The sequence below is a fragment of the Cognatiyoonia koreensis genome (assembly GCF_900109295.1).
Taxonomy (GTDB): domain Bacteria; phylum Pseudomonadota; class Alphaproteobacteria; order Rhodobacterales; family Rhodobacteraceae; genus Cognatiyoonia; species Cognatiyoonia koreensis.
Map to the genome: position 1 here is coordinate 262,748 of NZ_FOIZ01000002.1, position 23,698 is coordinate 286,445.

Sequence of the window (23,698 nt, forward strand, 5' to 3'; positions counted from 1 at the left end):
CCTGCCGCCTGACTGACGAATGTGTCCGCACTGATTTCAGAACGAAATTCCGACGGACGCCATTGATGACGCCAAGTGATGCAGACGACCCTGCCGAAGACGAAAAGACCCGGCCGCCGGTCGTCACCACCCGTTACGAGACAGTGCGCGATCTATATGTCGCCATTCCGCAGATCGCAGAGCTGACGCAACAGCGCCCCCGCGAAGGGGAAGTAGCGCTGGAATACCTCTGGCGCTTGCGGTCATCGACGACCCCCGAAGAGGCCATTACCTTCACCGCCTTCGCAATCCAGCCGAAACTTGCCATCTGGTGGGGGCATGAATGTCTGCGCGCTATGCCGGACGCGCTGTCACAGCTGGACCGCCAGATGATGGAGCTGGTGGCGAACTGGATCGGACGTCCGGCAACCGATTTACGCCACGATGTTATGCGACAAGCTCTATATGCGCCTGCGCGCACACCAGGCGTGCACTTGGCGCTTGCAGTCGGTTGGTCTGGCGGATCAATTGCACCGAATGATACTGCAAGCGTGCCTCTGCACCGCGCACCCCGCGCAATTAACACCGGCATCCTGTCCTGCCTCGCCCGCGCCGACCTGTCGCGGCGCCCTGTATTCCTTGCCAAGTTTATCGACATGGCGGAATCGCTTTTCAAAGTTTATTAATGTCAGGCGCTTAGCCTTTTCGCGGATTCTGCCTGAATGACACTTACACTTCGGATCGAAAATTTTGACAGCTTGCCTGACGGTGGGCCGCTTTCGGTGACGTCGGATGGAAATGACCTGCAAGTGGGGCGATCTGCCTCTATGGACTGGTCGCTGCCTGATCCACAGCGTCACATTTCTGGTCATCATTTCGATGTGAGCTTTCGCAACGGAAAATACTTCCTGACGGATGTCTCGACAAACGGTGTCTTCCTGGAAGGGCAGCGTCACCGAATAGAGGGTGCACATGAACTGAAATCAGGTGAGCGGTTTCAGGTCGGCCATTATTTCATCACCGTCAGTCTGGGTGACGCAGCCGTCGCAGCCGCCGCGCCACCCCCGCAACAGGTTGAACCGCCGCAGCCGACACCGCCCGTCGTCGACGATAACAGCGACCCCTGGGCTATCGGAGGATCGCCTGCAGCGCCGATTGATCCGAACCCTCGGTCTGACCGGTCAGGTTTTGACGACTTCGCCAGTGACTTTATTAGCACGCCAACCGCACCGCAGCCTCAAGCCGCCCCAGCGACCGCTGCGCCGCAACCAGCCGCGGCACCCTCTCCCTTCGGCGGTTCAGGCTCGCCCTTTGACGGCGCGCCTGCGCCGGGGGCAGGTCCGGTATTGTCGCGAACACCGCCGACGGCACCTACCGCGTTGCCAATTGCAACACCTCCACAAACGCCGGCACAGCCTGCAGGCGGTGACGCAGTGCTTAAGGCGTTCTGTGAAGGCGCAGGCCTCAGGATGCCGGCCGGTGCCACGACCGACCCCGAAGCATTTGCGCGTGAACTTGGCCGCACGTTGCGCGGTGCCAGCACTGAAGTCATGGCAATGTTGCAAGATCGCGCCGCAGCCAAGAAGTTCACAAAAGGGGGCGACCGTACCATGATGGGCGCTGCCCAGAACAACCCGCTGAAATTCCTGCCCGACGTGGATCAAGCGCTCGAAGTGATGTTCCTGCACCCCCGAGATGGCTTTATGTCCGGCGGTGATGGCCTGACTGACGCGCTGGCTGATGTACGCCAACATCAGGTGGCCGTGTTCGCTGCGATCCAGCCCGCCCTGATTAAGCTCATGTCGAAACTTGCACCCGAAGACATCGAAGAAGCGCTGGATGGCGGGCTTCTGTCTGGCGGCAAGCGTAAGGCATGGGACGAATTCGTGCGTCGGTGGGACAAAATGACGACAAGCCATGAAAATGGAATGCTTGACGTATTCCTGTCGCATTTTGCTGAAAGTTACTCAAAAGCGACGAAAGGCAGCGGGCTCTAGGTCACAAGGTCATGAATACCATGCTTGACCAAAAAGGCTCTGCCTTGCAGGCTCACAACTTGAAATTGACAACAGGTGTGGGCGCGCCACCGGTAAATAATGCGTCGAAAGGATCATTGGATGAGCTTTGACTGGCTAAAGGACCCCATTTCAGAAGACGCCCCCTGTGGCCCTGATCTGGAAGCCACCGATGATGCACCGTTCGTTGATTATTACTTCGAAGCTGAATCCCGGATGCCCGAGCGATACTTCACGCCCGGCATCAAAGGCCCCGATGACGACTTCATGCCCGGCGTGTCTTTCGATCCGGCAACGATCAAGCACGCCACCGAAAAAAAGACGATCACTGAACTTCTGAAGAAAAGCCGCGATCTGCGGCTGGTCTCTCTTCTGGCGCGCATGATGGTCCTTGCTGCACGCCTGCAGGATTTCGCGGATGCTGTGACAGCAATGGCTGATCTGCTGGAAACCTTCCCCGACAGGGTTCACCCGACCGACCAATCGGACCGGCGGTCGGCTATTGATGAACTTGGCAATAACGCTATCGTCGCAATCCCATTGCAGCACATCAACATCGCGGGTGCAGCCGAGGTGACCTATCGCAAATACCTTGCCGCGACAGGACAATCCGAACCACGTCAAGGCGAAGTCGGGCTCAACCCCGGCACAATGACATCAGAGCTGTCGTCACCAGGCAACAGCAAGGCCGTCGAAGCGGCGCATGCAGCGCTGAACCAGACAGCCAGCGCATTGAAGCGGATCAAGTCCGCCTGCATGCGGCTCGACAATCCGTTTACGCCAACACTTGGGCCAACGGAAAAGGCGATCGCCGACATTCAACGCTTGATCGCAGAATCCCGTACTGATCTGAAACCATGGAGTGATGACAGCCCCTCGGCCGAGGCAGAGGATGATGAGGTCGGCAGTCACGCATCTAACACTTCGCCAATTGACGAAGCAGATAGCGCGAAACCAGCGGCGACTGCGCCAACTCCCGCGGCCGAACCGTTGGCCGGAGCCATTCCGAACCGTGCAGCAGCATTGCAGGCCTTAAATACCATCGAGGCGTTCATGGCGACACATGAACCATCCTCGCCATCTTTATTGCTGATCACACAGGCCCGCCTGTTGGTCGGGAAACCGCTGGTCGAAGCGATTGAGACACTACTGCCCGAACACGCAAACAAGACGAAAATCACTCTCGGCGAGGGGACCGGGTTCGTGCTCTACATGGACCGGCTCAAGATGCTTGCTGGAGAGGCGGGGGGGCGCGCGCAATCGTTGGAATCAGAAGACGCCGGAGCACCCCCAGAGATTACATCGCGTGTTAATATTGCACCAGTTTTGACGTCGATCGAGAGCTTCTTCCGCTCAAAGGAGCCAGCCAGCCCAATCCCGGTATTATTGTTTCGCGCGAGAACCCTTTTAGACAAGGACTTTACGTCGACTGTTTCCGATCTCATTCCGCCGGCGAATAATGAATGACAACCAGAGGTATTGATGAATGATGGGAAACAACCGCATTAACGTTGACTTGCACCATATTTCCCGCTTCATTTACGTCGAGTTAAGGAGAATTTAGATGGCTTCAGATTCCGCAACAGGTTTTATCAAGCGCAACCGTCCACCGCGCGTGAACATCTCCTATGAAGACCCATATGACAGCGAAAAAATGGTGGAACTGCCATTTGTTATGGGCGTTCTTTCGGATCTGTCGGGCAACGCGTCCGAAGTGGATAAGCCACCTCTGGCGGAACGTGATTTCACCGATGTGACAGCCGGGACACTCGACAGCTACTTGGCTAGCGTCGCGCCCGGTCTGTCGTTCACAGCCGAAAACAAGCTTGATCCTGACTCTGGGTCGAAACTTGGCGTGAACTTGAAATTTGAATCGATGGACGACTTTGGTCCGGCCCAGGTGGCCCGCCAGGTCCCGGCACTCGCCAAGCTACTTGAGGCCCGTGAACAGCTGGCAAACCTGTCCCGCTACATGAACGGCAAGTCGAAAGCACAGGACCACTTGCGGGCCTTGCTTGACGATCCAGAACTGATGGCAGCACTTGCTGCGCGCAGCGCTGACGAGGACGAGGACGACGATTAATTCGCAAGCTGGCACACAATCCGTGCGCCTCAACTTGATGGAAGAAAGAAACGCACATGGCAAATGAAGCACAAACCGAAAGTCAGGTCTCAGAGGGGCTGAACGAGCTTGACGAATTCTCGGACATGCTCAAACAGACGATCAAGCCGCGCACGGAAGAGGCTGCAAAAGAAGTCGACTCTGCCGTTGTTGCGCTGGTCAAGGAAGCGATGAATGATCAGTCTGTCATTGCTGAAGACATCCTTGATACAATTGGCGCGATGCTCGCCAAAATCGACAAGAAACTGACCGATCAGGTCAACGCGATCATCCACGCGCCCGAATTCCAGCAACTTGAAAGCAGCTGGCGCGGCCTTGCGTACACAGTGAATAATTCCGAAACAGACAGTTCTCTGCGCGTCAACGTCATGAACGTCTCCAAGGACGAACTGAAAAGCGAATTGCGCCGCTACCCCGGTGCCAAATGGGACAAGAGCCCGTTGTTCCAGAAAGTCTACGAACAGGAATTCGGCACAATGGGCGGCAAACCGTTTGGTGCCCTGATTGGCGACTATTACTTCGATCAGTCTACCGGAGATGTCGGTCTGTTGCGCGACATGGCGAAAATCGCTGCCGCCGCACATGCACCGTTTTTGTCATCCGCGGCACCAGCCCTTTTGGGCATGGACAGCTGGAACGAGATGGGCAACCCGGATGATCTGTCCGAAATCTTTGATACGCCTGACTATGCCGCATGGAATTCGCTGCGTGACTCCGAAAACTCGCGTTATGTCGGTCTGACCCTGCCGCGCGTGTTGTCGCGTGAACCCTACAGCCAGAATTCAAACTCTGTCGTTGAAGAGTTCAACTTCGAAGAAGAAACCGATGGGCACGACGGCGAGATGTATGCATGGATGAACGCCGCACACGCAATGGCGGTAAATATCAACCGCGCCCACAAGGAGCACGGCTGGACAGTACGGATCCGTGGTGTGCAATCAGGTGGCGAGGTGATGAACCTGCCAACGCATACGTTCGACTCCGGTGATGGCAGTCAGGAAATGAAAATTCCGACGGAGGTTTCAATCACCGACCGTCGCGAGGGCGAGTTAAGCAAAGCCGGTCTGATCGGCCTGATACACCGCAAGCACACGGACAAGGCCGCATTCATCGGTGCCCAGTCCCTGTATCGCCCCAAAAAATACGTTGATGATTTGGCAACCGCCTCTGACAACATGTCGTCGCGCCTGCCCTACATCTTCGCTGTTTCCCGCTTCAGCCACTATTTGAAGTGCATGGTGCGTGACAAAATCGGGCAAAGCCCCGATCGCGTCCAGTTGGAGAAAGACCTGCAATCGTGGGTTAACAAGTATGTCTCTGCAAACCCAGAAAGCGCGTCCGAAAAAGAGAAGGCCAAAAAGCCTTTGGCCGCGGCAAGTGTGCAGGTCATCGAAGACGAGGAGAACCCAGGCTATTACATGGGTAAGTTCTTCCTCAAACCGCACTTCCAAATGGAGGGCATGGATATTGGGATGAGCCTCGTATCCAAGCTGCCTAACGGCAAATAGATAATTAACCTAACCATCACGACCGGACCCCTCCCATAGTTTATTAATCCCGGTCACCCAAGGAGAAGCAAATGGCTGTCGATATTTTTCTGAAACTTTCAAACGGCATCAAAGGTGAGTCCCAAGACGAGACACACACCGATGAAATCGATGTGCTGGCATGGAACTGGGGCCTGACCCAGTCCGGGACGACACACATCGGCGCTGGTGGTGGTGGCGGCAAAGTCAACGTTCAGGATATTTCCCTGACAAAGTACGTTGACCTGGCCTCCAACGACCTGATCAAGCGCTGTACAAACGGTGAGCACATCGAAAACGGTGAATTGATCGTGCGCAAGTCTGGTGGTGCAGCACCCGTCGAGTATTTCCGGATCAAGATGGAAAACATCATGATCTCGTCCTACTCGACAGGCGGTTCCAAGGACGGTCTTGACCGCATCCAGGAGAACCTGACGCTGAACTTCCGCAAGTTCGAAATCACATACACACTGCAGGAAGCTTCCGGTGCAGCTGGTGCAGAAGCACTGGTCGGCTGGGACATCGCTCAGAACGCAGAGTGGAGCGCCTAATTCGCAACCGCGAATTTCAGCTTTTACGCATTTGTTCGGGGCCCTCTGTGGCCCCGAACGTCCTTACAGTGCCACATTAGGGCATCGCACGACGAAATAGCTCGTACTGACAGGTAGCATGGCCGGACCTTCACACAGGCAGGGATCAAAACGAAGCGATCCGAAACAGGATCGCAAGCAGGTCTCGCTTATGCATGTGTTCCGCGCGGCCCGCCTTAAGAAAGACGCCACTTCAGACACGCAGAAACTGCAGGATGGTTCGCGCGAGGTGACGGAGCGCAGCAAAGAACGCCGGGTGGGAACAGACGAACAGACCCTGCGCCGCCACCTGACAGCCGACCTTGCCAGCCTGATGAACACAATCAATCTGGATGCGGTCGTCGACCTTGAAGACACGCCTTACGTTGCCAAATCCATTATCAACTTTGGCTTTGGCGACATGAGCGAGGCCAACGATTCACTCTACGCCCGCCAGCAAATTTCCAAGCTCATCCGCGACACCTTGATCCAACATGAACCGCGCTTGATTCCGGACTCCATCGAAATCACTGTCGAGGTAGATGGGACAGATAAGGATCAGCGGATGTCATTCGAAATTCAGGCCGAAATGGTCGCGACACCCGTCGATTTGCCACTCAGCTTTGTCGCTGAGGTTGATATGGGAGCAGGTAAATTGCAAATGACGCAGCTGCGGGTGCAGACATGAAACGCGCCTTCCGCGAGGCTTACAACCGCGAACTCGCATTGCTCTACGAACGCTCGCGCGAGTTTGCGCAGGACTATCCCGGTATCGCAGACCGACTTGGTGGCTTGGTTAAAGACAATCTTGACCCTGCGGTCGCAGGCTTACTTGAAGGCACTGCCTTCATGGCGGCCCGAGTCCAGCTCAAGATGGAAGAAGAGTTTCGGACCTTCTCGACAGAACTGCTCAACCAGATCTTTCCAGATGCACTCGCCCCCACCCCCAGCGTCATGCTGGTACAGGCCAACCCACCCTATGAAAACAAGGACCTCGTAGACGGTCTGCACTTTAAAAAGGGGGCGTATCTCGATGCCCGTTTTTCAGATGCAGACCAGCGTGTTTCTTGCCGCTTCAGGCTTTGCGCACCGCTTTCGATCTGGCCGTTGAAAATTTCTGATGCCAAATACCATGCGAGCCCCGCGCCATTTCTGGCGGCTGGCGAAACCGAAGTCGCCGAAGGCACAAAGGGCGGGCTTCATTTGACGATCATGCGACCCGATCTGACAGGTTCCGACAAACCGGGCGGGCCGCTGAAGGATGTACAGGTAGACACCCTGCCGATCCACATGACTGGCGACATAATGGATGCTGTCGCGATCTACGAACAGGTGTTCTGCAGCCTCAAACGCGCATCCTTGCGTTACATCGACAAGAACGGCGATCCTGTCTTCATCCGGCTCGATCCCAAGTCCATCGAGCAAGTCGGTTTCGACGAAGGAAACCATCTCTTTCCTCACGATGGTCGGCTTTTCGACGGTTTCGCCCGCCTTCGGGAGGTCTTCGTCTTCCCCCGAAAGATCCTTGGCTTCCGCTTGACCGGTATGCGCAAGCACCTCGCGCGGATCGATAAGGGCGAAATGCAGCTATTTCTTGAATTTGGCGATGCGCCGTCCACACTGGCTTCTCGTGTGGGCAAGAAGGACTTTGGCCTTCATTGCGTGCCCGCGGTCAACCTGTTTGAAGAAAGCGCAAGCCAAATTCGGCTTGATGAAAAGCGTCACGAGTTTGTAGTCACGCCTGACAGCAGTCCGATGACGCACTATGAAATCTACCAGATCACGAATGTGCAAGCGCACTATGCCGGTGGGCAGACGACAGTGCCGGTCAATCCGCTTTACGCCATGCCGAACGGAACCGTAAAGCCGCGTCAGTCGCTTTACTACACCACGCGGCGCAAGCCACGTCGGGCGACTCAGAAGGAACGCCGCTTTGGCACCACCAATCGCTACACCGGAACGGAAACCTACATTTCGCTATTCGAACCGCTGAACGAGGAAAACGCAGAACCCGCGCAGCGTTTGCAGGTACGGACGTTGTGTTCCAATCGGCATCTGCCCGAATACTTGCCCATCGCGCAATCACGTGATGATTTCCACATGTGTGATGACATCAGCGTCAGCCTTGCTTGTGCCGCCGGTCCGACCCGCCCGCGCGAGGCGATGACGGAACTTGAAGTCAATGCAGCCCATCGCACCACCGCGGGAGACAATTACTGGCGGTTGATCAGTTATCTTTCACTCAGCCACTTCAGTCTTGATGGCAAGGATCCGGTCGGCGCGGCAAATACGTTGCGCGAACTGCTATCACTTTTTGCTGACTTGTCAGATACCGTGACCGAAACACAGTTGCAGGGGATCAAGACCGTTGAAACCCGCCCGATCGTCCGTTCTATCCAGCGTGGAGACGGTTTCCACTCTGCACGCGGACTTGAAGTGCGCGTCACCATGGACGAAGCGGCATTCGAAGGGTCCGGAATAATCGTCATCGGTGCGGTTCTCGACCGCTTCCTTGCCGAATACGCCAGCGTGAACACATTCACACAGACAATTGTCGCATCGACGACGCGCGGCGACATTGTCCGTTGGCCACCGCGCACCGGTACGGGGCCGCTTTTATGAGTGAGAGACAACCCACGATTGGCGTCGGTTTTTTGGCGCGGATGCGCAAACTTGAACGGAAAGCGCAGACCAAGCCGCGCATTGGCAAGAACGTCTCGCTCAAAGAAGAAGTGCTCCGACTTGGCCAAGATCCATTCCTAGCGTTCCCCGAAACCGACTTTTCGCATATTGGCACCGATAAGGACGGCAAACCCGAACTACGAAACCAATTAATTGGTTTTTTTGGACCTCATGGCGCGCTCCCGCTGAACACGACAGAGGAGGTTGCACGGTGGGTCAATGCTGGTGATCAGGCCTTTGTCCGCTTTACCGATATTTTCGCAACACGTTTTCAGGCGCTGTTCTTCCGGGCCTGGTCGGACGCACGCGCGATTACCCAGTTTGACCACAACGACGGCGACCGTTTTTCGCGATACATCGGCGCGATCATCGGCAAGGGTACACCTGCTTGGCAGAAACGGACGAAGGCCGTCGATGATACCAAGAGCCTTGCGATGGCTTCACTGGCAATGGGGCGGGTCAAAAGCCCGATGCGTCTGCAACAGATGCTGCGCTATGACCTTGCAAGCGACGTGCACGTCGAAGAACACGTGCCAACATGGATCAGTTTTGAAAGCGACAGTCTGAACCGTCTCGGGTTGCGGGGCAGTACCCTGGGCCGAGACTGTATCGTCGGCAGTCGTGTTCAATCGGTGAATGAAAAGATTGCGATTCACATTCGCACGAAATCGCTGGCAGAATACCGGACCTACCTTCCGGGTGGCAGCGCGTACCTACGCCTGCGCGACATCGTGATCGAGTATCTGAACCAGTCCTTCGAAGTAGACGTCAAGCTGTCGTTGCCTGCCAACCAGATGGCCCCAGCGGTCATCGGCAAGTCTGCGGAACTTGGCTGGATGGCCAGCCTTACGCCCAACGATGCCGCCAATGATCCCGAACTTGCCAAGAAATATCTTCCTGCTGCCAGTTACCAATTGACCGACGCAGCCTGACACCTTCGCATTCACTAACCGAAAGACATCTCAATGGCCGAAATCAATATCGAGAAATACGCCGGAAAAATGAATCGTGCCGGGTATGACGCGTTCCTGCAGGCCATGCGTTATGCGCGCGGAGAGAAGAACCGCAATGTCGAGATATCGCACTGGCTGTTTCACATCTTGTCCAACAAGAACTCTGATGTGTCCTGCACACTGAATGCACTTGGGATTGATCGCGGCAAGGCTCTGAAGGACGCAGATCAGGCCATGGCGCGGCTCGATAAAAACGTTACAGAAAGCCCCGGCATTTCCGAGGGGCTGAGCGCGACCCTGAACCACGCTTGGACCTATGCCACCCTGTTTTTTGGTGAAGCTCAGATCAGATCGGGCCACGCACTTCTGGCAATGCTCAATGATAAAAATCTCAAGCGCGAAGTAACGCGCATCAGTGTGGAAATCGGCAGCATATCACCTGACCAACTAGGAAACGAAGCCCGCACGCTTTGGACCGAAAGCGAAGAAGAAGACATGCGTCCGATGGACGGCTCCGGCCTGTTTACAGGTGGCGGCAGTGGTCCGGCTGGTGAACCCTCCGCCTCTGCTTCGACCGCGTTGGGGCGGTTCTGCAAGGACATGACAGCAGCCGCACCGACGATGGACCGTATTGTTGGTCGTGACGATGAAATTCGCCAGATCGTTGATGTGTTGCTTCGCCGTCGCCAGAACAACCCCATCCTTACCGGTGAGGCTGGCGTCGGCAAGACAGCCGTGGTCGAAGGTTTTGCCCAGCGTCTTGCCGCAGGTGACGTGCCACCGACACTGAAGGGCACAAAGCTCTACGAAATGGACATTCAGGCCATGCAGGCCGGCGCGTCCATGAAAGGTGAATTCGAACAGCGCCTGAAATCCCTGATTGACGAAGTGCAAGCCAGCCCGACGCCAATCATTCTTTTCATCGACGAGGCGCACACACTTATCGGTGCAGGCGGTGCGCAAGGTACTGGCGATGCGGCAAATCTGCTGAAACCGGCCCTGGCGCGCGGCACCCTTCGAACCATCGGCGCGACGACACAATCTGAATACGCCAAATATTTCGAAAAAGACCCAGCCCTGACCCGCCGCTTCCAGCCTGTCATGGTAGACGAACCCGATGTCGAACGCTGCTGCTACATGCTGCGCGGAATTCTCGACCCAATGGAAGAACATCACAAAGTGCGCATCAGTGACGAGGCGATCGTGGCCGCCGTATCGTTGTCGCACCGTTATATCCCGGCGCGCCAATTGCCTGACAAGGCGGTCAGCCTGCTCGATACGGCCTGCGCCCGCGTCGCAATCAGCCAGTCAAGTATTCCGGCACGGCTGGCTGACCTAAAAGAAACGATCGCCGCACTCGAAGTCGAAATCGCATCGAAGACCGCTCAGCGCGACCTCGGTGAAGAAAACGAGGACCGGCTCGCAGAAGCCGAAGTCGAACTTGCCAAGACGCGCGAGGAACTGGTCGCATACGAAGAAAAATACGCAGCCGAGAAAGTAATCGTCGACCGCATACTCGAATTGCGCAAAACGCTCGCCAAGGCCGAAGGGGAAGACGACGGTGCGGCTACTGAAATCGAAGAAAAGACCGCGGGAAGAGATACGGACGGGGCCGCAGAGGCCGAGAACGCGCCACCACCGCCTGCCCCCGAAGCCACCCAGAACATCCCAACCGAACCGGACGCAATCCGCTCCGAAATGCTGGCTGAAATGGCCAAGTTGGAAGCCACCAGCCCCGACGATCGCATGGTTTATTCGCATGTGGACGAACAGGCCGTCGCCTCAATCATCTCCGATTGGACAGGCATTCCTGCCGGGCGGATGATGACAGACGAACTTGAAGCGATTCTGACCCTGGCGGACCGCTTGAAAGAGCGCGTGATTGGTCAGGACCACGGTCTCAAGATGATTGCCAAGCGTATTGAAACCTCGCGCGCGGGACTATCCAACCCGAACAAGCCGATTGGTGTATTCATGCTGGCAGGTCCATCCGGTGTGGGAAAAACCGAAACCGCGCTGGCCCTCGCGAACGAACTATATGGTGGCGAACAAAATATCATCACAATCAACATGTCCGAATTTCAGGAAGCCCATAGTGTCAGCCTGCTCAAAGGCGCACCTCCTGGGTACGTCGGTTATGGAGAAGGCGGGCGTCTGACCGAAGCGGTGCGACGCAAGCCCTACTCGGTCGTTTTGCTGGATGAGGTCGAAAAAGCGCATCCAGACATCCACGAAATTTTCTTTCAGGTCTTTGACAAAGGGATCATGGAAGATGGAAACGGCCGCCCGATCAACTTCAAGAACTGCCTGATCCTGCTGACCTCTAACGTCGGCACGGACGTCATCATGGAAATGGCAGAAAACGGTGACAAGGTTCCAGATATGGAAGAACTTGAAACCGCTATGAAGCCATTCCTGCAAGACGTCTTTCCGCCAGCTCTGTTGGGCCGGATCGTGACTATCCCATATTTCCCACTTGGCACCGAAGTGTTGGGCGGCATCACCAAGCTAAAAATCGGTTCCGTCGCCAAACGCTTGAAAGACGCGCATGGTGCCACGTTGACCTATGGCGACGACGTATTGAACCACATCGTCGAACAATGCCGCGATCCTGACAGCGGTGGTCGCATGATCGACAATATCATCACCAATTCGATTCTGCCTGACCTTTCACGCGAGGTGCTGGTCCGCATGGTCAAAGGCGATGAAATGCGCAAAGTCGAGATCGTCATCAAGGACGGAACGATCGCTTACGAATTTAGCTGAACCCCTTTTAGCTAGAGGAATTCTTCGCCAAGAATGGCTTCGAGAATGCCGTCAAGGGCGCGTTTAAAATGGTGGTGCATCGCTAACCCAACTCTGCCAGAATTTCATCTACAGAGGCAATGAAACTACGCACTGTCGCCGTCATTGGCGGCGGGCGCGGTGCACTCGGTGCCCCCCCCGGTACGAAACCCGCTCCGCGCATTTTGCGCTGCGCCCACGCTTCGAGGTCCGAAATCCTATAGTTGCGTAGGAACGGGTTGGCGTTCACGACGTTCGCGCCCATCACGCTCAGCACAGTGGCATTGTCATCTGCGGACAGTGCTGTGCTGGCACCCGCCGGTCCAAGGAAGTGCGCAAGATACAATCGACCAGCATCGACATGATGGCCACGGGCCCGCAGGAAATTCTCATTTTCGCGGGCCAGATTCATGACCATCTGTCGCGACAAGGTCGGATCAGTGCGCAACGCCAGCAGATCGGTCCGGGACATCGTACTATGCAAGTCAGGTCGATAATCGCGCATCATACGCAACCATGTGCTTTCAATAAACTGACCCAGACCGGTGGCCGTGGAAAGCGGGTTCTTCGCGTTGGCATTGCCGGCACTTTCAACCTGGATAATCTGGTTGGTCAAAGCCTCGACCGCGGCTGATGCCGTCAGACCGCCACCAGATGCGATCGTGACGACACCACCGTGACCGAGCAAGAACGGATCAATCGGTTCGCCATTTCTGCGAATTTCAAAGTGCAGATGCGGCCCAGTCGAACGCCCCGTCGTACCGACATATCCGATCACTTCGCCCGCGCGTACTGGTTTGCCGACTCGAGCCGCGTCAGCGAATTTGCTCATATGGGCATAACGCGACTGAAGTCCGTTGGCATGGTTGATGTAGATGACATTACCATAACCGCCGCCATCCCCGATCACGGCGTATTTTCCATCAAGCGCCGCGACGATCGGCGTGCCCGTGGGTGCGGCCCAGTCAACACCCGCATGCAAACGCACCTGCCGCAAGATCGGATGGTGGCGCGGACCAAATGGTGATGAGAGCGTGCCCGCAACAGGCGTCGTAAAGCCGCCACCGGTGCTTGCCGAATGCCCCTGAGGGCCAGTGGCCGAATAACAGCCGTAGTCAATGATATCGCCGACCTGTTCGGTACGTGGCGCGACATAGCACGGCATATTGCCCGACGGTCCCTTGATGCCCGTAAACACAATCTGAGACGGCCCAGCCTTTGCATCTGGCGCATAAATGATTGTGACCTTATCGCCGGGCGCGGCAACAGCTTCGAGATCATAGGCCTGCGAAAGCATGACGATCATCTCGCCCACCAGCGTTGTCGGTATATCGTTGCGAATTGCAGCGCTATAGACGGCATCCAGCAGACGGAAATCCTGCGATTGGACGGCGTCCGGTACACTGGCAGATGCAAGTCGCGGCAGATCTGCTTCGATCCACGGATCGGAGGATACGGAAAACTGCGATACCCCGCTTTTTGCGACGCTTCCAACGTAGGCGTCAGGACCGTAGACCGAGATCTGCAAAAGCTCGCGCCGCGCTTCGGGGCCACGAAAACGCGCAGCAACGATGGTACGCGCCTTCAGCTTGTCCTCGGTCTGGATATCCGCAAGGGCTGGCATGGCTTTGGCAATCCTCGCGGGTAACGTTTCATCCGGAAGACCGTTCGATGCGAGTACATCCGCAAGAGTGCGATCAGTCTCTAGGCGGACAACGACGTCTTCATAAATTGTCGTTCGGCTGGCTTCACTGCGGATAAGTGCGACAGAGGTGTTATTTTCGACCTTCGTTTCACGATATGTGGTGATCCCACCGTCGCTATCCGCGCCCAGCGCTTCGCCAAGGGAATTATCCATGTCGTCAACAACAACGGTGTTGAGATCGGCGTCGGCATCGACATCTGTCAGGCGAGGTGTGGAGGGTACCGCTTCTATCGCTGCCGTGCGCTGTGCCTGAAAAAATGCGAAATCTTCGCGGCTTGATGGCAGCGCCGTAATTAATTGGCTTTCTTGGACAACCAGATCTTCACGCAGAATGGCAAGACGCGTGCTTGTCGGCGGGCCGAACCGCGCCGGATCAAGGTTCGCGGGTCCGGTGATCTTCTGGACTTCGTCCGTTTCCTTTGACGCAAAGCGGAGGATCATTGGATCACCCGGAATATCGACGAACGGCGTGGCAAGTCGCACCGCAGGCACGTCCTGCCCGGTCTCCACCTGAACGATCTGCTCATCCGCGCTTTCAACAGGGACAAGATCATTATCTGTCGAGAGGGTCGCGATGTCTTCGCCGCTGTTTCGGCCGTCCGGCCGCAGAAAAATCACACCCACAATGAATAGCAAGACAAGACATCCACCCGCAGCAGCGGCGATCTGCACGACCATGCGCTTTTGCTTGCGCTTTCTCGCGCGGTCTCTTGCGGCTTTGAATTGGGGATCAACCTGCATTGCAGGGCTTACCGGAAGACGCCTGTCGCGGTGCTACGGTTGATCGTACGCGACGGCGCGGGTGCAGCAGGTGCGGGCGCTGCTGGTGCTGGCGCTGACTGACGGCGCGGTGCTGCGGTTGTCGTCGTCGTGCGGCGCGGGGCTGCCGTCGAGTTTGTCTGACGCGGTGCCGGGGCAGCCACGACAACTGGCGGACAGACGATATCATCGCGCTGGAGAATTTGGCGGAAAGCAACAATCGTCGGCTCGAGGTTCGGCGGGGTTTCGTCGATTTCGTCATAATATCGACCCAACGCGCTGGACGATCCACCACCCCAACTACCGTCAATTCCGGCCGTATAACATTCCATACGTGCCAGCTCGGTTTGCAACGCGATTACAAGCTCGGATGGTTGCGGATCGAAAGCCCCCGTTTCGATCAGACTTGCGAACAACGTCGGATCTTCGTCACGCATCGCGCGGCGCGCTTCGATATTTGTAAAGTCCAACTCCGAACCGGACAACGCCCCGCCGTCTTCTGTCACTGTGCCAAACGCGGCCTCAGTCGCGATTAGCCCCACGATGATGGATGGCGTCGGCAACCCGCCTACACCTGGGACGGCGCGATTTTCCACGCTGCGAACCGGATCGGCTGCAATCAGGGACACACCGTCCTGAACCTGTGTTGCATTGCTTGAAACTCGCGGAGCTACGACAGCCGCTGCCGCACGCACTGGCTGAACCGGGGCGGAAATGACGATTGTATCCTGCACCACCATCTGCGGAGAGGCCGCTAATGCATTACCACCATCCCGATCGACCGCGATCCCAGCCTGCGTCCAAAGGGCGATCATCTGTGCTTGCGCATCGGGCGATAGCGTATCAAGCATCGCATAATGTTCGGCCGTCAGCCGCATTTCGCTGGACGGTCTACGAAAGACGACCGTTTCAGCAAGTGTCGTACGAGTCCAAAGTGGTGCTGCATCTGGATCATCTTGCGCAAATGCCAGATCAAGAGCGAGTCCCGGAACGTCAAGCGCCCGAATGACATGGGATGCGATCGGCTCGACTGCAGTCGTGCAGGGCTCACCAGGCGAAATAGAGGCCGCGAGGTAAGTTGAAGGCGGAATGCTGTCCGGCATTTCCCATGCGGCAGGCAGTGCCGATTCCGGATCACCCAATGCCGGAGAAGCCGTACGGCAAAGGTCGAGAAAAACAAAACTTTTGCTGCCAGAGGCCGCTTCAAATCTCGTTTCCAGTTCAACGACAGTGCCGCCTGTGCTCGCGTAATAGACCACAAGAGGTGCATCGACCGCGCGAGAAAGCGCAGAACTTACGACATCCGCAGGCGGGTTTTCAAGACGGCGCACATTATACCCCAGGCCAAACAGAGCTTCCGAAACGGCAAGTGCGTCTTCACGAACATCACGGGTCGCCCGCGCCGTCAGATCATCGAACGCACTGATAACCAATGCCTCTTTACGCTCGGCAGTCTGGGCCGCAGCGAAGCCGGGCCAGTAAAGCGAGGCAAAAGCTGCCATGGCAGCCGTCAATATGAGCGGCAAGAAATTCATTATGGTCATCTTATAAATCTACCAAGCAAATGTAGCAAAACTTCGACACTCTGGCTACTGCGGTGCCTTCAAAAAGAGCGTCCACCGTTCCGTCTTGAGTGTGTCCACTTCTAGATAACTGGCCGTCAGGTGCCCGCGCGAAAGACAATTGGTTTCGCCCCGGATTTCAAATCTTGACGTTGCGATGCACATAGGCGTGGCCCCTTGCAAGATCTCCTTTCCGAAAACGTCTTGTGCAAAGACATAGACATAGCGGGCAGACAACACTTCCTTGATGACGTTTGCGCATTGGTTTGGACCGATTGTCCACCAGCCGCGGGTAATGAACGTACCGCCTTCTGATTGTCCAACAGCCACGTTCACGACGTCAAACGTCTGATTACAGACAGCGAATTCTGCGCTGGCCCGTTGCGGACCTAAAAAAGCCAGCAAGAACAACGACGTGCGAAATAGATTCTGGATACGAAACGCAAACATGGGGCATTTTTGACGATAGATGATGGAAAACGCACCCCTTCTTGGTAGAAATTGCTGACTTATTTCAGCCACAAATGGTAATATCAGGCTACTTAATGGATTGAATAATTGGGGCTGGCAGGATGAACACGCAAATTCAGTTTGTACTTCAACGACTTGGTCTTATTGTGTTGACCGCGCTTCCGATGCAGGTCGCAGGTGAAGACCTGTCAGGATTTGGACAACCTTCTTTGGTTCTGTCCGATCAGTCGGGCCTTCCATTCTATCCGACGGACACGCACGTTTTTACCCCGAACGCCACAGACGCAAGCGTGATGTCGTTCGGACGCATTATGACAGTGACAGCAGACACAACCACCGCCGCACCGGTCCATTCATTGTCGCAATCCCGAAGCAAACCGGAAGCTGCAGTTGCGCTGCGGGCAACTGTGCTGCGCCGGTCCGAGCTTCTGGTGCAGCAACGTGCGCCGCTGCGCGCTCGCGCAGTTCAGTCTGTTCCGCGGGCCGTCCCTTCTTCCGATATCGGTGATAGCTGGTCGGTTGGTGTTTTCCGCTAAGCGCACAGGTTGACACACTGCCGGCGTTTCTGCCCAATGCCCCTTGCAGGGTGCGGCTTCGTGCTGCAACCTCAGATGCGGGGCACGGGAAGGAAAGACCGATGATGAACGTATCACGAATGACAGGTTTTGCAGCCGCATTGGCAATGTCGATGGCGGGCGTGACCACGGCAAGTGCGCAAGACGCAGCAGCCGAATTTTCACTTGAATTGAACAACGCAGCTGAAACGTCTGCCGGCGATTGCCGCCTGACTTTTGTTGCGTCCAATGGGTTAGGGCAGGATCTCGGCGATATCGCCTATGAAGTTGCCGTCTTCGACGGCTCCGGTATCGTTTCACGGATTCTCGTGCTTGAACTCGGGTCGCTGACCGAAGGAAAGACCAAAGTCCTGCAATTCGATCTGGCAGGCCAACCCTGCAGCAACACTTCCCGGATCATCGTGAACGCGGTCGCGGCATGCACGCTGGCAGATGGCACAGTCGCGGGCGACCTCTGCCTTTCGGGCCTTGCCGCTGGGTCACGCGGTGCTATTCAGTTCGGCATCTAAAGCGACCTTTATAATAGGACTATTTCATGAATGCCCCCGATCTCTCTGCGCTGAATACGCCGACCTTGGCTGTATTTGCAGCACTCGCGATTATGTCGGCGATGGCAATCACCGTTGCCTTTCTGAAGATATTTCAATTCACACGTCTGGGTGTCGGGAAAACCAAGAAAGCTGACGCAGTGCTTGATCAATGGTTAAACCACCAGACCAGCGAAGCCATGCAGACAACAGTTCAGGGCAAGTCTGTGCTGATGCGCGTTCTTCATTCCGTGTTTTCAGCAATTCAGGCCCGCCCCGACGAGCCGAGTTTTGCAGAAGAACTTGGACGTCAGACCGCATTGGTCGAGATTGGCGCGATGACGCGGCGACTGCGCGTTCTCGACATGGTTATTCAGGCCGCCCCGATGCTTGGCCTCTTGGGAACGGTGATCGGTATGATCGACGCTTTCAGCACGCTGGCTGCGTCCGACGGGGTCGTGGATCAGGCGCTTCTCGCGGGTGGCATCTGGACAGCGTTGACGACGACGGCAGCGGGCCTCGCAATTGCGTTGGTCACTTACTTCGTTGCAACATGGCTCGAAGGGCGGGTCGAAAGCGAACGGCAGTCTATCGAAGCTGCGATGTCGGCTGCAATTCACGGTCGGATCGATACGCAAGCCAAGCAGGGCTAGGCCATCATGGCGCAATCGGACACACTTATCCTGCCGCGTCCCGCGGCCAAGGGTCATCGGTTTTCGCTGACGCCTCTTGCGGATGCAATGTTCCAGCTACTTATCTTTTTCATGCTGTCATCAAGTCTTGCGCCCTACTCGCTACTCACTATCCGTAGCGGCCCCGAGCGCCAGCAAGCGGGTGAAATTGTACCTGGCGACGAAGCTGCCCCGGATGATACCGAAGTGCAGGCGCTTGGCGCGAACACGGTGCTTTGGACGCTGGAGCCTGAAAAAGTTACCATCGGCGGACAGACCTTTCCTTATGATGCGCTTTCAGCCATCGCCGAAGGGTTGGCACTGAACGACGATGCCGAAGTTATTATCATTTTGCGCAACCAAGCGCGGGTCCAAGACCTTGCGAGGGTACTCGAAGCTCTGACGGCGGCGGGTATTTCGGCCGTCCAGATCATTCAGGGACCAACCTGATATGCGCACGTTGCCCCGTCCCCATCAGCCGGTTCAATTGGACACTTCGCTCGCGATCGTAAACATCGTCTTGTTGCTGATCCTGTTCTTTCTGGCAACGGGACAATTGCTGAACCCACCGAAACAAGATGTGGATCTGGCGGAAACGTCAGAACTGCCCCTTGACGAATTGCCTTCACCAATCCTGATCATTACCGCAGACGGGTCGTGGGAACTTGACGGCGCACGCGTCGCGCCAGACTTGCTTGGGACAGCAGTCAACAACTTGCCCGAACCTGTCATCTTGCACGTCATGGTCAACCGCGAGGCACCAGCGTCCGCACTGATGGAAGTACTTGCGCAACCCGAATTGGCCGAAACAGAAATGCGGCTTGTGACTGTCAGACGCGTGGTCAGTGGCGAATGATCCGTCGTATTCATCAATCCGGGGTTCTTGACTGGGGCGAAGCCGTCGGTGCGTCAGCCGTCGTGCATATTGCTGCTGCTGCTTTCATCTTCGATCTCTGGGGTGATCTCAGCCTGCGCCTGCCCGACCCTGAAGAAGCACCCCCCATTACCGTCACAAGCATCGTGCTGGGCAGCGATACAATAACAACAGCGACGAACCAGGGCGATGGCACAACTCCGCAATCTAATGACAATACCACCGAAACGCTGGCGAGCGCAGAACCTGAATCGCTTGAACCTGTGTCGCCCGGTAACGGCGACGAACCGGATGGATCAGAACCGGTCAGCGCCGAACCCATTGAACCGGTCGGGCCGGATGATGGCGCAGGCGCGGTCGAGCCCAGCATTCTGCGGCCTGCAGAAACAGGGATCAGCGTCGGCGGGGCCACTGTCGTCGGCGAAGGCACAGTCGCAGTTCAACCGGAACGCGTCGGGGCAATTGAACGTTTGCCCGTGATAGACACGACGTCAAGCGCTGCTGCACCGGCTAACGACGGTAACGGCGGCGTCGAAGCTTCCGGCGAAATCAATGAGCTTATCAGGCGTATTCGCGCCCAGCTTGACGATCCCTGCCTGCTGGCAATCCCGCAACAAGGCGGATCAGGCACGCCGGAACTATTGATGCTGGGAAACACCGATACACAGATGCGGGCCTTCGCTGATACCGTCCTCACGGGCCTGACGCCCCGGCCCGCGGAACGCAGTATTCTGGTCGATGCCCGCCAATGTGCCGCGCTCAACTACGTTCGGCAAAGCGAAGCATATCCGGCCTTCCGCCTGACTCTCAGTCTTGATTCACAAATCATTGAAAGTGGTGAGAATCTGACCGGAACCATTGGCAACGTGGGCGGGCGGTACGTGACGCTTATTCTGGTGGACGATAACGGTGTCGTGCAGGAACTTGGGGAGTATCTGACGTTCCGTGGCGGATTTGCACAATTCGATGTGCCGCTGAACCGCGCCGGTCTTGTCCGTGACACAAGTCAGGTCTTGATGGCTTTTGCCAGCGCTGCGCGCCCTGCGACCGTCGATGCTGAAAACGGCCAACTTGCAGAAACCTATTTTGCCTCGCTTCGGTCCGAACTGGGCACAGAAACACCGATGGTCATGGTGCCCTTCAACGTCCGTTAGGGCGACAGCGAAAATACACCGATACTCGCGCCTGCGTTCGATCCCCCGCGCCCGGCAATTTCGGCTTCGATCAATGGCAAAAGTGACGCAGCAGTCGTGCCGTCTGTTGCTGCGGCTGCCGCTATCAAGGGGCTTTCACTCGCAATTGCAATCAAAAGCTGGGGCGTCGGCTCTGACCCTGCTTCAGCCTGCAATGCAAAACTGAAAGTCGCGCTACCGTCAGCTCCTTCGCTAAGACGGTCGGTCAGATTGTACACCCCGCCAGCGGCAGAAATGAGCGCCAGCCATGTCGTGCGCCCGCGCCGATCGCTCAACCGGCCCACAATCGCGCCACCGCTGATCATTTCTGTATTGTCGAGTGTGAGAACTGGCGCAGGTCCGCCACGCGCACGCAAACTATCGGCCAGCGCCAAGGCCGGGCATTGTTCAGCTGTAATTTCCTGTGACTGTACAGTCGGGCGGGCACCAAAAGCCTCATCGTATCGATCCGCCAATCCGTCAAAGTCTGCTACGCTTTGCGACAACGCACTGATGACGCCGCTGTTGGGTCCAGAAGCGATGCGTGTCACGTAGACACAGGGCTCTTCAGACCACGCCGCAAGGAATCCCTCGCGCGTCGATGTATCCGGGCCTGAGACAGTTTCAGTAGGCTCGGTGGCCCCCGTGGGTGTTGCCGGCGGTGTCGTGGCATCCGCTCCGGCGAACATGCCGGTTGACCAGCCGTAGTAACTGCCACCTCCGACCAGAACGGCCAAAAGCGCGATCACCAGCCCAACTCTGCTTTTTGGTTCAGGATGCGGTTGCGAGGTGGGTGCGATGGTTTGCGGCGCAATGGTTGCAGGTGCCTGGGTGGTGCCAAATGGGCTGGCAGATGCACTGGTGCCCGTGACTTCAAGTGAACCCGAAAGCGTAGTTGCAGGTGCACTGCGGCCAGGCGGCTGTCGCAAACCCGGAACAAGGGTCGCAGGCTGCAACGTTGCTGTCGTCTGTCCGGCAGGTGGTGGGGCCACGGTGGTCTGTGAAACCGGCACATCCAAAAGGGCGACGACATCGGACATGCGCGCCGGGCGATCTGCAGGATCAGGCTGCAGCATTTTGGTCAGAATAAACTGCAGTTCGGGATCAATACCGCTTAGATCAGGGACCGACTGGCGGGCATTCACAGCCTCGACAACGGATGTGCCCATGTCCAAAGGCTTGCCACGGGCCGCGGCAGCGATCAACAGGCCAAGGCCATAGATATCGGTACGCGGCCCGACCTCTCCGCCAAAATGCCCCAACTGTTCCGGCGAAATATACTTGAATTTCCCGGCAAGCTGGCCGTGCAAAGTGCTTTCTACATTGGTCTGGCTTTTCGCGATCCCGAAATCGATAAGAACGGCATCATCGATGGCACCACCGCGCAGGATCACGTTATCAGGGGAGAGATCGCGGTGAACGACTTCCATGCTGTGCGCACGGTCGAGACCTTTGGCGAGACGGCGGATCAGACCCTTACAGGCTTCGACGGAAAGCCCGCCCTTCTCTTGCATCTCTTCCGACAAAGAAACGCCGTCAATGAACTCCATGATCAGGCAAAAACGATCCAGATTGGTGTCTTTGACAAAGTTGTAATAGCGAACAATGGCTTGGTCAGAGAGCTGACACAGCACCTTCGCCTCGCGCATGAACAAGGCCGCGACTTTTTCGTCGTTGGCAAGCGAGTTCAAAACGATCTTGATTGCGACGGCATCGCCGGTAAATGCGTTCTCACCACGGAACACTTCGCCCATGCCACCGGCGCTGATCAGTTCCTTGATTTCGTAGTTGTTGTTAATCATCGTGCCCGGCGGAATTGGCACGGATTTTTCCTGCGATGGCGGCGGCGTCACATCAGGACGTGGTGCGGCGGGAACTTCCTCGGTGTCCTTGGGCAAAATGATCGTCTCGGGCTGCGCATCGGCCTCACGGGGCGCGATACGGGTGCGATCGTCTTCGGTGGGGTCCTTGTCTTCTCCCTCCGCCATCAGGGCACCTCGACCGCATGTACGTCTTCACCGGCAAAGTGCACGACAACCGCCGTGACATTATCCTTGGCTCCGCGGTCCAACGTCATCTGTATCAAGGTTTCGCAAGCTGCATCCATCGACGCAGCAGTGCTTAGGGTCTGGCGAATGTCATCATCCGAATTATGCTCGGTCAGCCCGTCCGAACACAAAAGAAAGACGTCTCCGGGTTGCAACTGGCCGGCAACGATATCGCACTGCGGTTTCGCGGAAACGCCGATCGCGCGGGTAATCACGTTGCGACGGGGCCATGAAACGGCCTCCTCCGGGGACATCAGGCCAGCATCCAAAAGGTCGTTTACCTCGGTATGGTCTTTGGTCTGCTGGACCAGCATGCCGTCACGCAAAAGATAGATGCGGCTATCACCAGACCAAATGCACAGGTACTGGTCCTCATGGGCCAGAAGCCCAACAAGCGTGGCGCCCACGGTGCCACCACCCAGCGTCTGAGCATGTTCAACGATGCGAGTGTGAGCGCGGGACAGACGCTCCATAAATCTGGCCTGCAGATCCTCGGCAGAGATGGGAACACCGACAGAGGCGAGTTCCTCGGTGATGGTCTGGCTGGCATAGTCGCCCGCGTCATGACCGCCCATACCATCGGCAACGACCCATACACCGGATTCCGGACGGGTCAGAAAGCTGTCTTCGTTATGATCCCGCACGCGACCGGTATTGGTCTGACCGGCCGTCGCGATTGTGAAATAATCCGTTTGCACAGTCAT

Annotated in this window: 21 protein-coding genes; 16 read left to right on the plus strand and 5 right to left on the minus strand. The window is 56.7% G+C overall.

Going from position 1 to position 23,698, the window contains the following annotated elements; all coding sequences use genetic code 11:
• Positions 1-65 precede the first annotated feature (65 nt).
• The 10 genes from BMY44_RS13060 to tssH all read left to right on the plus strand — a co-directional run bounded on the left by BMY44_RS13060 (position 66) and on the right by tssH (position 12,612).
• Positions 66-665, plus strand: a complete 600-nt coding sequence (locus tag BMY44_RS13060) for a DUF6931 family protein (protein ID WP_089995610.1) — start codon at positions 66-68, stop codon at positions 663-665.
• A 36-nt stretch (positions 666-701) separates the two neighbouring features.
• Positions 702-1,976: a type VI secretion system-associated FHA domain protein TagH gene (gene tagH, locus BMY44_RS13065; RefSeq protein WP_089995612.1), complete on the plus strand. Its 1,275-nt coding sequence runs from the start codon at positions 702-704 to the stop codon at positions 1,974-1,976.
• Between the two features lie 120 nt (positions 1,977-2,096).
• On the plus strand, positions 2,097-3,461 hold the full coding sequence (locus BMY44_RS13070) for a type VI secretion system protein TssA (RefSeq protein WP_165611844.1): 1,365 nt from the start codon (positions 2,097-2,099) through the stop codon (positions 3,459-3,461).
• Between the two features lie 97 nt (positions 3,462-3,558).
• On the plus strand, positions 3,559-4,077 hold the full coding sequence (gene tssB / locus BMY44_RS13075; protein WP_089995617.1) for a type VI secretion system contractile sheath small subunit: 519 nt from the start codon (positions 3,559-3,561) through the stop codon (positions 4,075-4,077).
• Positions 4,078-4,133: 56 nt separating this feature from the next.
• On the plus strand, positions 4,134-5,624 hold the full coding sequence (gene tssC / locus BMY44_RS13080; RefSeq protein ID WP_089995620.1) for a type VI secretion system contractile sheath large subunit: 1,491 nt from the start codon (positions 4,134-4,136) through the stop codon (positions 5,622-5,624).
• 71 nt (positions 5,625-5,695) lie between these two features.
• The gene (locus tag BMY44_RS13085) at positions 5,696-6,193 is read left to right on the plus strand and encodes an Hcp family type VI secretion system effector (protein ID WP_089995623.1); all 498 of its coding nucleotides are present in this window, start codon (positions 5,696-5,698) and stop codon (positions 6,191-6,193) included.
• A gap of 118 nt (positions 6,194-6,311) precedes the next feature.
• Positions 6,312-6,899 carry a type VI secretion system baseplate subunit TssE gene (gene tssE / locus BMY44_RS13090; RefSeq protein WP_089995626.1) on the plus strand — a complete coding sequence of 196 codons (588 nt, stop codon included), beginning with the start codon at positions 6,312-6,314 and terminating at the stop codon, positions 6,897-6,899.
• Complete coding sequence (gene tssF, locus BMY44_RS13095) at positions 6,896-8,833, plus strand: type VI secretion system baseplate subunit TssF (RefSeq protein ID WP_089995629.1); 1,938 nt, start codon at positions 6,896-6,898, stop codon at positions 8,831-8,833. Before tssE ends, tssF begins: the two co-directional genes overlap by 4 nt.
• The gene (gene tssG, locus BMY44_RS13100; RefSeq protein WP_089995631.1) at positions 8,830-9,825 is read left to right on the plus strand and encodes a type VI secretion system baseplate subunit TssG; all 996 of its coding nucleotides are present in this window, start codon (positions 8,830-8,832) and stop codon (positions 9,823-9,825) included. The genes tssF and tssG overlap by 4 nt, the downstream gene beginning before the upstream one ends.
• A gap of 33 nt (positions 9,826-9,858) precedes the next feature.
• Positions 9,859-12,612 (plus strand): type VI secretion system ATPase TssH, encoded by a 2,754-nt coding sequence (gene tssH, locus BMY44_RS13105; RefSeq protein ID WP_089995635.1) that lies wholly within the window; start codon positions 9,859-9,861, stop codon positions 12,610-12,612.
• Positions 12,613-12,694: 82 nt separating this feature from the next.
• Here tssH and BMY44_RS13110 read toward each other — a convergent pair whose 3' ends face one another.
• The 3 genes from BMY44_RS13110 to BMY44_RS13120 all read right to left on the minus strand — a co-directional run bounded on the left by BMY44_RS13110 (position 12,695) and on the right by BMY44_RS13120 (position 17,106).
• On the minus strand, positions 12,695-15,013 hold the full coding sequence (locus BMY44_RS13110) for a peptidoglycan DD-metalloendopeptidase family protein (RefSeq protein WP_165611845.1): 2,319 nt from the start codon (positions 15,011-15,013) through the stop codon (positions 12,695-12,697).
• A gap of 71 nt (positions 15,014-15,084) precedes the next feature.
• Positions 15,085-16,638 (minus strand): caspase family protein, encoded by a 1,554-nt coding sequence (locus tag BMY44_RS13115; RefSeq protein WP_131801608.1) that lies wholly within the window; start codon positions 16,636-16,638, stop codon positions 15,085-15,087.
• Between the two features lie 45 nt (positions 16,639-16,683).
• Positions 16,684-17,106 carry a DUF1036 domain-containing protein gene (locus BMY44_RS13120; protein ID WP_089995644.1) on the minus strand — a complete coding sequence of 141 codons (423 nt, stop codon included), beginning with the start codon at positions 17,104-17,106 and terminating at the stop codon, positions 16,684-16,686.
• Between the two features lie 122 nt (positions 17,107-17,228).
• On the opposite strand from BMY44_RS13120, the gene BMY44_RS13125 reads away from it, so the two are divergent.
• From BMY44_RS13125 to BMY44_RS13150, 6 genes are all read left to right on the plus strand, one after another.
• Positions 17,229-17,663, plus strand: coding sequence for a hypothetical protein (locus BMY44_RS13125; protein ID WP_089995646.1), 435 nt, complete (start codon positions 17,229-17,231; stop codon positions 17,661-17,663).
• Positions 17,664-17,764: 101 nt separating this feature from the next.
• Positions 17,765-18,211: a hypothetical protein gene (locus BMY44_RS13130; protein ID WP_242650564.1), complete on the plus strand. Its 447-nt coding sequence runs from the start codon at positions 17,765-17,767 to the stop codon at positions 18,209-18,211.
• A 26-nt stretch (positions 18,212-18,237) separates the two neighbouring features.
• Entirely contained in the window at positions 18,238-18,882 is a 645-nt protein-coding gene (locus BMY44_RS13135; protein WP_089995648.1) for a MotA/TolQ/ExbB proton channel family protein, read from the plus strand.
• A gap of 6 nt (positions 18,883-18,888) precedes the next feature.
• Positions 18,889-19,350: an ExbD/TolR family protein gene (locus tag BMY44_RS13140; protein WP_089995651.1), complete on the plus strand. Its 462-nt coding sequence runs from the start codon at positions 18,889-18,891 to the stop codon at positions 19,348-19,350.
• A 1-nt stretch (position 19,351) separates the two neighbouring features.
• Positions 19,352-19,756, plus strand: a complete 405-nt coding sequence (locus BMY44_RS13145; RefSeq protein ID WP_089995654.1) for a biopolymer transporter ExbD — start codon at positions 19,352-19,354, stop codon at positions 19,754-19,756.
• Complete coding sequence (locus tag BMY44_RS13150) at positions 19,753-20,928, plus strand: hypothetical protein (RefSeq protein ID WP_089995657.1); 1,176 nt, start codon at positions 19,753-19,755, stop codon at positions 20,926-20,928. The genes BMY44_RS13145 and BMY44_RS13150 overlap by 4 nt, the downstream gene beginning before the upstream one ends.
• Here BMY44_RS13150 and BMY44_RS13155 read toward each other — a convergent pair.
• Together BMY44_RS13155 and BMY44_RS13160 are read right to left on the minus strand one after the other, a co-directional pair.
• Positions 20,925-22,934: a serine/threonine protein kinase gene (locus BMY44_RS13155; RefSeq protein ID WP_089995660.1), complete on the minus strand. Its 2,010-nt coding sequence runs from the start codon at positions 22,932-22,934 to the stop codon at positions 20,925-20,927. The two genes, BMY44_RS13150 and BMY44_RS13155, sit on opposite strands and share 4 nt — an antisense overlap.
• On the minus strand, positions 22,934-23,698 hold the full coding sequence (locus BMY44_RS13160) for a PP2C family protein-serine/threonine phosphatase (protein ID WP_089995665.1): 765 nt from the start codon (positions 23,696-23,698) through the stop codon (positions 22,934-22,936). The genes BMY44_RS13155 and BMY44_RS13160 overlap by 1 nt, the downstream gene beginning before the upstream one ends.

Excerpts from the sequence above, each read along its gene's own strand:
- BMY44_RS13060 (WP_089995610.1), top strand. The coding sequence starts at position 66 with ATGACGCCAAGTGATGCAGACGACCCTGCCGAAGACGAAAAGACCCGG.
- tagH (WP_089995612.1), top strand. The coding sequence starts at position 702 with ATGACACTTACACTTCGGATCGAAAATTTTGACAGCTTGCCTGACGGT.
- BMY44_RS13070 (WP_165611844.1), top strand. The coding sequence starts at position 2,097 with ATGAGCTTTGACTGGCTAAAGGACCCCATTTCAGAAGACGCCCCCTGT.
- tssB (WP_089995617.1), top strand. The coding sequence starts at position 3,559 with ATGGCTTCAGATTCCGCAACAGGTTTTATCAAGCGCAACCGTCCACCG.
- tssC (WP_089995620.1), top strand. The coding sequence starts at position 4,134 with ATGGCAAATGAAGCACAAACCGAAAGTCAGGTCTCAGAGGGGCTGAAC.
- BMY44_RS13085 (WP_089995623.1), top strand. The coding sequence starts at position 5,696 with ATGGCTGTCGATATTTTTCTGAAACTTTCAAACGGCATCAAAGGTGAG.
- tssE (WP_089995626.1), top strand. The coding sequence starts at position 6,312 with ATGGCCGGACCTTCACACAGGCAGGGATCAAAACGAAGCGATCCGAAA.
- tssF (WP_089995629.1), top strand. The coding sequence starts at position 6,896 with ATGAAACGCGCCTTCCGCGAGGCTTACAACCGCGAACTCGCATTGCTC.
- tssG (WP_089995631.1), top strand. The coding sequence starts at position 8,830 with ATGAGTGAGAGACAACCCACGATTGGCGTCGGTTTTTTGGCGCGGATG.
- tssH (WP_089995635.1), top strand. The coding sequence starts at position 9,859 with ATGGCCGAAATCAATATCGAGAAATACGCCGGAAAAATGAATCGTGCC.
- BMY44_RS13110 (WP_165611845.1), bottom strand. The coding sequence starts at position 15,013 with ATGGTCGTGCAGATCGCCGCTGCTGCGGGTGGATGTCTTGTCTTGCTA.
- BMY44_RS13115 (WP_131801608.1), bottom strand. The coding sequence starts at position 16,638 with ATGACCATAATGAATTTCTTGCCGCTCATATTGACGGCTGCCATGGCA.
- BMY44_RS13120 (WP_089995644.1), bottom strand. The coding sequence starts at position 17,106 with ATGTTTGCGTTTCGTATCCAGAATCTATTTCGCACGTCGTTGTTCTTG.
- BMY44_RS13125 (WP_089995646.1), top strand. The coding sequence starts at position 17,229 with ATGAACACGCAAATTCAGTTTGTACTTCAACGACTTGGTCTTATTGTG.
- BMY44_RS13130 (WP_242650564.1), top strand. The coding sequence starts at position 17,765 with ATGATGAACGTATCACGAATGACAGGTTTTGCAGCCGCATTGGCAATG.
- BMY44_RS13135 (WP_089995648.1), top strand. The coding sequence starts at position 18,238 with ATGAATGCCCCCGATCTCTCTGCGCTGAATACGCCGACCTTGGCTGTA.
- BMY44_RS13140 (WP_089995651.1), top strand. The coding sequence starts at position 18,889 with ATGGCGCAATCGGACACACTTATCCTGCCGCGTCCCGCGGCCAAGGGT.
- BMY44_RS13145 (WP_089995654.1), top strand. The coding sequence starts at position 19,352 with ATGCGCACGTTGCCCCGTCCCCATCAGCCGGTTCAATTGGACACTTCG.
- BMY44_RS13150 (WP_089995657.1), top strand. The coding sequence starts at position 19,753 with ATGATCCGTCGTATTCATCAATCCGGGGTTCTTGACTGGGGCGAAGCC.
- BMY44_RS13155 (WP_089995660.1), bottom strand. The coding sequence starts at position 22,934 with ATGGCGGAGGGAGAAGACAAGGACCCCACCGAAGACGATCGCACCCGT.
- BMY44_RS13160 (WP_089995665.1), bottom strand. The coding sequence starts at position 23,698 with ATGACTGTGCAAACGGATTATTTCACAATCGCGACGGCCGGTCAGACC.